6 protein-coding genes and 1 tRNA gene are annotated in these 8310 nt (G+C 42.8%); 1 reads left to right on the plus strand and 6 read right to left on the minus strand.

The genetic code is table 11. The features are described from left to right. Positions 1-468 precede the first annotated feature (468 nt). Positions 469-553 (minus strand) — tRNA-Leu (locus QQK21_RS21815). Between the two features lie 229 nt (positions 554-782). Between QQK21_RS21815 and QQK21_RS21820 the strand changes: the two genes are divergently transcribed. Then, positions 783-1223, plus strand: coding sequence for an RDD family protein (locus QQK21_RS21820; protein ID WP_431313155.1), 441 nt, complete (start codon positions 783-785; stop codon positions 1221-1223). 35 nt (positions 1224-1258) lie between these two features. On the opposite strand, the gene luxS is transcribed toward QQK21_RS21820, so the two are convergent. The 5 genes from luxS to QQK21_RS21845 form a co-directional block, all read right to left on the minus strand. Beyond that, positions 1259-1777 (minus strand): S-ribosylhomocysteine lyase, encoded by a 519-nt coding sequence (gene luxS / locus QQK21_RS21825; protein WP_284194282.1) that lies wholly within the window; start codon positions 1775-1777, stop codon positions 1259-1261. Positions 1778-2112: 335 nt separating this feature from the next. Continuing rightward, on the minus strand, positions 2113-3681 hold the full coding sequence (gene gshA / locus QQK21_RS21830) for a glutamate--cysteine ligase (RefSeq protein WP_284194286.1): 1569 nt from the start codon (positions 3679-3681) through the stop codon (positions 2113-2115). Between the two features lie 101 nt (positions 3682-3782). Beyond that, on the minus strand, positions 3783-6632 hold the full coding sequence (locus tag QQK21_RS21835; protein ID WP_284194283.1) for a M16 family metallopeptidase: 2850 nt from the start codon (positions 6630-6632) through the stop codon (positions 3783-3785). A gap of 9 nt (positions 6633-6641) precedes the next feature. Further along, the gene (locus tag QQK21_RS21840) at positions 6642-7103 is read right to left on the minus strand and encodes a YqaA family protein (protein ID WP_284194284.1); all 462 of its coding nucleotides are present in this window, start codon (positions 7101-7103) and stop codon (positions 6642-6644) included. Beyond that, positions 7097-8047 (minus strand): NADP-dependent oxidoreductase, encoded by a 951-nt coding sequence (locus QQK21_RS21845; protein ID WP_284194285.1) that lies wholly within the window; start codon positions 8045-8047, stop codon positions 7097-7099. The genes QQK21_RS21840 and QQK21_RS21845 overlap by 7 nt, the downstream gene beginning before the upstream one ends. Positions 8048-8310: the final 263 nt, after the last annotated feature.

The following is an 8310-nucleotide window of genomic DNA, read 5'->3' on the forward strand; positions in this document are numbered from 1 at the left end:
TGGATTATCATCAACGAGTGCCCACACAGATTGATAGGTTTACATTGTTAAAGAGCAGTGCTTTGGAATCTTTATCTCTCAAAGCGGAGGTGAATTCTAGCGATATAATTTAAAGAGTCAAACACTTTTTAAAATTAATTTCTTGCTGCCAATTTTACCTCGATGACACAGAGGAAATACTTTGCATCTCACCTCTGTCAGTGAGCGCGGATTATATAGATGCGAATTAATAAGGCAAGTAAAAGATGTGTTTTTTTCATTTAAAACAATCAAGTGATGAACAATTGCTCTGTATCACCTTGTTTGGTCTATCTTGCCATCAAGCTAAACTAGTAATAGTACAAAAGAACACTCTTTGATAAATCGTGCTGGGCATTAAATGATCATTGACGAGTATTGAGTAGGCATAATATGACTTGCAGAAACAACAAAGCCCCGACTTCTGTCGAGGCTTTGTTGTTTCTAATATGGTACCGGTGGGCGGACTTGAACCGCCACGCCCGAAGGCAACGGATTTTGAATCCGTCGTGTATACCAATTTCACCACACCGGCATCTTAAGGCTATCGCCCTTTGATGATTGGCATTATACGTATGCATTAATAAGGTGCAAGAGCAAAATACTGAATTCGCAATTGTTTGATGATAAAACCACCACAACTTGTCAAACAGAACATAAAATACCTTTTCAGGCTTGTTTTGACGCTATATTCTGACCACCAAGTTCAACCAAGGTATATAAACTCTATGTCAACAATAGAAGAACCTCAGCCAGCAGGCCTTATGCGTCGCCTCGGCGCATTGTTTTATGATGGTCTGATTGTTATTGCAATCGAAATGATGGCAGCAGGTATCGTCATTGCTATTCTTCACGCTCTGATAGCGCTTGGGGTATTTAATGTCGCCCCTTATGTAGACGTCAGCGACTTTCTGACCATGCATCCTATCTGGGGGCCAATCTATACTTTTTATCTCGCTGCAGTATGGATATACTTTTTTGTTTTCTTTTGGACAAAAGCAGGTCAGACCTTGGGAATGCGAGCTTGGAAACTACAAATTCGCAACTCTGATGGAAGCGCAATTTCGACAAGACAAGCATTGATTCGCATCGCTACATCATGTTTTGGCTTAGCAAATTTAACCGTACCTATCGATCCTAAAAAGCGCGGGTTTCATGATATTTGGGCAAAAACACAGGTTATCGTACTGAATCAAGCACAATAGCTAAGAGGAAGGCTAAACCTTCCTCTTTAACTCGCCTAACATACTGCGAGCTCTTTCAACATAAAGTCTGGCAAAGCCAACTCTTCGTTTTTATTAATCTCAACTCCAACATCGATAATATCCTGAGCAATTTGTTTCGCTTCCTCCAAAGAATGCATAACAGCCGTTCCACACTGGTACTCATTTAACTCAGGTATATGATGTTGACTTCTCACTTTAAGTACATCATACATAGCTGATAGCCATGCTTTGGCGACACGATCTTCTGATGGTGTACCGACCAAACTCATATAAAAGCCCGTTCTACAGCCCATAGGTGAGATGTCAATAATCTCCACTCCGTTACCGTTAAGGTGGTTGCGCATGAAACCTGCGAATAAGTGTTCTAAGGTATGTATGCCTTTTTCCGAAAGAATGGCTTTATTTGGGGCAGTAAAGCGTAAATCAAACACTGTTATTGTATCACCACTTGGTGTACTCATCATCTTCGCTACTCTCACTGCAGGTGCATGCATTCGAGTATGATCAACAGTAAAGCTATCGAGTAATGGCATTATAATTGTCTCCTATCTGCAATAAACTCAAAAATGCGAGTAATTGCTTTCTTTGCCTTGCTTCACCGCCAACCCTAATCTTTGATATGCAACCCTGCAAATGTTTTGTTTAATAACAACATAAATTAATGACAGGAGTGCGTATAGATAGGGTGAATAATAAATAATTAACTCAACTAAAGGCTGAGGGATGTGGATTTTATAGACAGAAAGAACGCCGTTCAGTTTTACTTAACGGCGTTATGTTATGCGGAGATTGAAGAATAAGGGTAGCAGTAAGCTTAGCGACATGATTAGAGACTACCAAAAAGCATTTCACTCAAACGAAAAGTCTCTCACCGGCTGAGGTAAGCAAAGTAGTCTTGCAAAAAATCATCGAAGTTAAGGGTATCTGACTGCTCTACACTAAGCTGAGCTTCTCTCGAGCGCAGCACTTCTTGCTCCATGGTGTCGCGGCTGTAGATTTTAAAATCATGATTAGCATGACGCTCACTATATCTCTGACCAAATTCACAACCCACTTTACCTAAGCCACCAAACTGCTTTGTATCAGCAAGCAATCGCCCAGAGATAGTAAGCTCGGGGTTATCAATCCAAGAACGAAGTTTGTTACATACGGCTTGGTACGCCTTGCCACCATGAGCATCATCCATATACCGTCCAATTTGACAAAGTTCATCCAATACACGATGTGACCAATCTTGCAATGATAGAACTTCGCCTTGGCAACCTATCTGTAACTGCAAACCAATTTGACGCCCGGATGTAATAACCTTATCCCAGTTTTCTCGCCAGCATTCTTGCTCACAAAAATCCATAGGTTCAGAATCAGATAGCGCACACCACGTGAGAAAAAGGTCGAGAAAACGGATCTGGTCTTGATCTATTCCAATAGGGCTATAGGGATTGACATCAAGTGCGCGAACTTCGATATATTCAACACCACCCCGAGAAAGAGCTTCTGATGGTTTCTCACCATTTTTGGTCACTCTCTTAGGCCTTATTGGAGCATAGAGCTCATTTTCTATCTGCAGCACATTGCTATTTAGCTGACGATATTCACCATCAACTTTCACACCAATATCAGCAAATTTATCCGAAGGGGTTCTAATTGCCGTGTTTAGACCATCTAAGTACTCATTTAGACTATTGAAGCCAATTTTAAGCGAGCTTTGGGCGCTATTGGTATAACCAAGATCGCTCATACGCAGTGACGTCGCATAAGGAAGATACAATGTTTGGCCAATATTTTCGAAAGGCAAGTCCGTTTCTTGGTCTTTAATGAAGGACGAGCACAAAGCAGGAGAAGCGCCAAAAAAGAAGGGGATCAACCAGCCAAATCGATAGTAATTCCTAATTAGACCAAAATAGGCTTCGGATCTAGATTCAGCACGCTTGTTGTCGCTTTGCACTCCATAAAGCGCATCCCAAAAAGCGTCAGGAAAAGAGAAATTGAAATGAACACCAGAGATAATTTGCATCAAACTGCCATAACGACGTTTTAGCCCTTCACGATAGAGCGTTTTCATTTTCCCTGCATTAGAGCTGCCGTATTGAGCCAAATGAATATCATCTTGATGATTGATATAACATGGCATTGAAAGCGGCCACATCCGTTCTTCACCAAGTTTCGATTGGGTAAAATGATGGATATCCTCTAACTGCTGCGTCAGCGTATCAATCTCTGAAGATACGGGCGTGATAAACTCCAGCAAAGATTCTGAAAAATCTGTCGTTATCCAGTTATTTGCATAAGCGGAACCAAGTTCTGTCGGGTGCGGTGTTGTCGCTAGGCTACCATCTTTTCGATAGCGTAATGTTTCTCTCTCAACACCACGCGAAAGGGATCTAAATATCTCTGGGTTGAGAACAATTTTCTCAAGTCGCTTAGCAAAATCAGTCACGATGAAGTCCACTTATAGTCCTGATCCAAACATTATGGACCGTTTATATAAAGAGAGACGGAGAAAATCCGTCTCTCTGTCATGGTATAGTTATGTGTTCTCTAGCGAACGATTTCAAGCTCTTCTAGTGGGATTTGTAAACTTTCTAGTTGGGGTTTAAGCGCCTTGATATCTCCAACCACGATAATTTGATAATCATTAGGCGCAAACCATTTGGCTGCCATAGTATTTAATGTAACCTTACTGACTGTCTCAACAATTTCGTTACGTTGCTGAAGATAGTCTTCATCTAGGCTATAAGCGAGAATACTGCCTAGCAGCTGTGCTTTCTGTGAGGGGGTTTCGTATTTCAACGCATCTTGCTGACCAACCGCGAGGCGAAGAAACTTAATTTCGTCATCTGTCATACCTTGCTGGCTGTATTTTCTCAATTCACTTTGTATTTCTTTGATGGAAGCCGCTGTCGTATCAGCTCGAACCTGAGCCGAGAAAACGATCGCTCCAACCTCACGATTGGCAGCAAAATAACCACTTGCACCATAGGTGTACCCTTTGTCTTCTCTAAGGTTCTGATTGATACGGCTGTTAAAGTTACCTGCTAGGTTAAAATTCGCTAGCTGAGTCAGATAAACTTCTCCTGTTGCATCGAAAGGCAAACCTTGACGCACAAATCGCACAATACTTTGTGGTGCTCCAGGCTTGTCAATTAGATACACTTTCTGTTCGCCCTTCTTATCAATGACTTGTGGATGCAATAGTGGGGCTACCTCTCCCCGCCACTTATCGATAAACGCCAGCTCTTTTTTAATTTGACGCTGATTAATGTCACCGACTACCACTATTTGAGCACCTTGAGGGGTGTAGTGCTTACGGTAAAAAGCTTTCACATCATCAAGAGTCAAATTCTCTACCGATTCTTTGGTTCCATCATTGGGTCGTTGATAAATCGTTCCAGAAAAAAGAACTTGCCTTGTAGCTTGAGAAGCTAACCAGTCAGGTTTTTGGTGCTGATACACCAGTCCCTCTAGCATCTGCTGCTTATTTCGCTCAAAGTCTGACGCCTTGAAAGCAGGCTTGAACAACACTTCCTTTACTATTTCCAATGTTTGATGAAGGTTTTCTTCAAGACTAGAAATAGAAATACTCGTAGTGTAATTGGCAGCACTAATTGAAACCGTACTACCCAATTTGTCTAATCTGGCCTGTAACTCTTCACTGGTTGATTCTAACGTTCCTTCTTCCATCATGGTTGCTGTCAGGTTAGCCAGCCCCTCTTTACCAGGTTCAACATAGCGTTCGCCCGCAGGGAAACTGATATCAATTTCAACCGTTGGCGTTTCGCTACTCTGAGTTCCCAAAAGCTCGGCACCGTTATCAAAATAAATATGATAAAGCGGTGGCATATGTGCCTTAACCGCCTCTGCAACCTCTGGCATTATAGAACGGTCGAAGTTATCCACCGGACGGCGATAACTTAAATCCTTATCACTCACCTTCGTATACTCTGGCAATGTTCTTGGCGGGGTTTCAAACGTCGCTGGCATGACGGCATAATCGCGCTTTCCTTTGGGGACAACGCTCAAAGTGACTTTCGGATTACCATTCAAATAGCGAATGTACGCATTCATCACAGACTGAGGTGATACGGCTCTAATTTGGTCAAGTTGGGCTTGCAAGCGGTCTGGTTGACCATAAAAAGTTTGATTGGAAGCTAATTGAGACACCTTACCTTTTACACTTTGCAAAGCAAACACTGCATCCGCTTCAGCCATGCCTGTGATTTGATCCAAGCGCTGCTGATTAACCCCTGTTTGTTCAAATTTCTTCAGCGTTTCCATCAATGATTGGTAGAGTGGCTTGAGCTTTCCACTATCTCCTGAAGGTGCCATCGCATAGACATAAAACGTACATGACAACTCAGAACAGTCCTGAAAAGCACCGGCATCGACCGCTTTCTGCGTCTTGACTAAGTCTTGATAGAGGAGGCTATTTGTACCCTGGCCTAAAACATTAGCTAAAGCATTTAATGTGGTTTCAGTTTTCTCACCTTGATAAGTCGTCGGCCAACCAACGAGCAGCATTGGCTGTTGAATTCGGTCTTCTAAAGTAATATACCGATCTTCATTTAGTGTTACTGGCTGCTTGGGAGCTTGTTCAACGTCAGGTCCTCTTGGAATTGAGCCAAAGTACTTGTTCACCCACTCCAATGTCTTGGGAACATCAATGTCTCCGCCTATCGTTAGCACCGCATTGTTCGGCCCATACCAGCGTAAGAAAAAGGCTTTAAGGTCATTGACATCCACCCGATCAAGATCCTCGACATAACCAATAGTCTGCCACGAATATGGATGCCCTTCTGGGTAAAGTGCCTCGCCCATTTTTTCCCACATCAAACCATAAGGTCGATTATCGTAATTCTGCGCTCGCTCGTTTTTTACTGTGTCACGTTGAATTTCAAACTTGCGCTGAGAGACCGCATCAAGCAAGAAGCCCATTCTATCTGACTCAAGCCAAAGAACTTTTTCCAACTGATTAGAAGGTACCGTTTCGAAATAGTTGGTTCTATCTCGGTTAGTAGTACCATTTAGTGACCCACCGGCTTCAGTGATCAATTTAAAATGCTCTTGATCTGCCACATGTTCACTTCCTTGGAACATCATATGCTCAAAAAAGTGAGCAAAACCTGATTTGCCAGTTTCTTCTCTTGCAGAACCGACGTGATAAGTGACATCGACATGAACCAAAGGGTCCGAATCATCTGGAGATAGAATCACCGTCAGCCCATTCTCCAGCTGATATTTTGAGTAAGGTATCATCACCTTACCTGGCTCAGCAGGAACCGTTTCAATAAGAGAGACACCTAGAGGGAGAGAGGAATTAGAAGAAAGTGGGCTATTTGAGCACCCATATAGAGCAATAAGAGAAAAGAGACCTAACCAGATTTTTCTCATGACATCTCCTCAGAAAAAACCGTAAAACAAGGCTGCTAAAAGACTATAGCGTAATGCTTTACCAACCATTATCAACCATAAACATGGCCAAAAACGCATTCGTAGCCAACCAGCAGCGAGACAAAGAGGATCACCAATAACAGGTAACCAGCTGAATAAAAGCGACCAGTAGCCATATTTACTCAACCACTGCCGTGCTTTAAGACCATATTTTCCATTTTGAGTTCGATTGGGTAACAACAAACCTAACCAATAGTTTGTTAGGCCACCTAAGGTATTACCTAAAGTCGCGGTCGAAATAACGGAAATGACAGGGTACTGATTGAGAGTTAGAGCAGCGATAAGTCCTGCCTCAGATCCACCGGGCAAAATCGTCGCACTCAAAAAGCCTGTGATAAATAGAACCCAAAGGGCAGAATCGGAAAATCCATGAGCAATACTTTTAAACGCAGTATCAAATGCCTCTAGCACTGCATATCAAGCAAAATCTTGCCCCTTGTATGCCCTGTTTCAATTTGCTGATGAGCCTTAACCACTTCGCTCATTGGGTATATATGTTGAATCTCTGTTTTCAGTAGCCCAACACTCACCATATACAGCAAGGCATCCAACTGCTCAGGATCAGGTGCCACCAACATACCTGCTGCGTCAAAGCCTAACATTTTGGCTTTCTCACAAATTAATTCAGCCGTTATGGTCGGAACCGTAACAACTTTTGCCCCATCTCTCAAACAATGCAACGCATCAAGAGCAGCATCACCTCCAATCAGGTCAATTAATACATCCGCTTCTTCCACACGCTCTGATACTGGGGAGAATTCATAATTCACCGCATGTGCCCCCAAGGTCGCCATATAATCAAGGTTTTCAGCACTGCACGTGGTAAACACCTCTGCTTTAGCCGCAATCGCCACCTGAATGGCTAAATGCCCAACCCCTCCAGCACCAGCAAGAATCAAGACTCTTTGCCCCTCATGAACTCCCGCTTTGTCCAACGCTTGAACGGCTGTCTGACCAGCCAAAGGCAGTGCCGCTGCCGCTTCTAAAGTGGTTGCATCAGGTATTAAACTCAATTCAGCCTCAGGGACGCACAGATATTGACTATAGCCTCCTCCGTGAAGAGGGAAACCAACAAATCCGGCAACCTTGTCACCCACTTCAAATCGCTCAGCCGATTCACCACATTTAACGACTTCCCCAGAGATGTCATAGCCTGGCACCCAAGGTAGCTTGTCTTCATTTTGTGACGCCGCCCAACCCAAGCCTGCACGAGTTTTTACATCAATCGGGTTAACACCGGCAAACGCAATCTTCACCAAAACCTGACCTTTTTGCGGGTTAGGTACCTCAGTCGATTGGATTATTAAGACTTCTGGACCACCAAATTGAGCAATCGCTATTTGTTTATTTTCCATTTGTTCATTTCCCTGACGGCAAGAAAAAAGGATGCAGAAGCATCCCTTTGAATATATACCATTTATTGCTAACGAGTTAACTGCCAAAACCAAAATTTGCTGATAATTTTGTATTCATTGAGAAAATAAGCATAACGAAAATCAGGAAATTAAGCTCTGCTACCCAATTAATTGAGCACTTTTATGAACTTTTACTTCGAGGTTTAGAAAATAAAAAACCCTACTGAATCAGTAGGGTTTAAATGTGGCGCGCTCGGAAGGAT

Origin of the sequence: Vibrio zhanjiangensis (assembly GCF_030161235.1) — a bacterium.
Lineage (GTDB): Bacteria > Pseudomonadota > Gammaproteobacteria > Enterobacterales > Vibrionaceae > Vibrio > Vibrio zhanjiangensis.

Bases quoted from the DNA above. Each gene is read 5' to 3' on its own strand.
- QQK21_RS21845 (WP_284194285.1), bottom strand. From the start codon at position 8,047: ATGGAAAATAAACAAATAGCGATTGCTCAATTTGGTGGTCCAGAAGTC.
- QQK21_RS21820 (WP_431313155.1), top strand. From the start codon at position 783: ATGCGTCGCCTCGGCGCATTGTTTTATGATGGTCTGATTGTTATTGCA.
- luxS (WP_284194282.1), bottom strand. From the start codon at position 1,777: ATGCCATTACTCGATAGCTTTACTGTTGATCATACTCGAATGCATGCA.
- QQK21_RS21835 (WP_284194283.1), bottom strand. From the start codon at position 6,632: ATGAGAAAAATCTGGTTAGGTCTCTTTTCTCTTATTGCTCTATATGGG.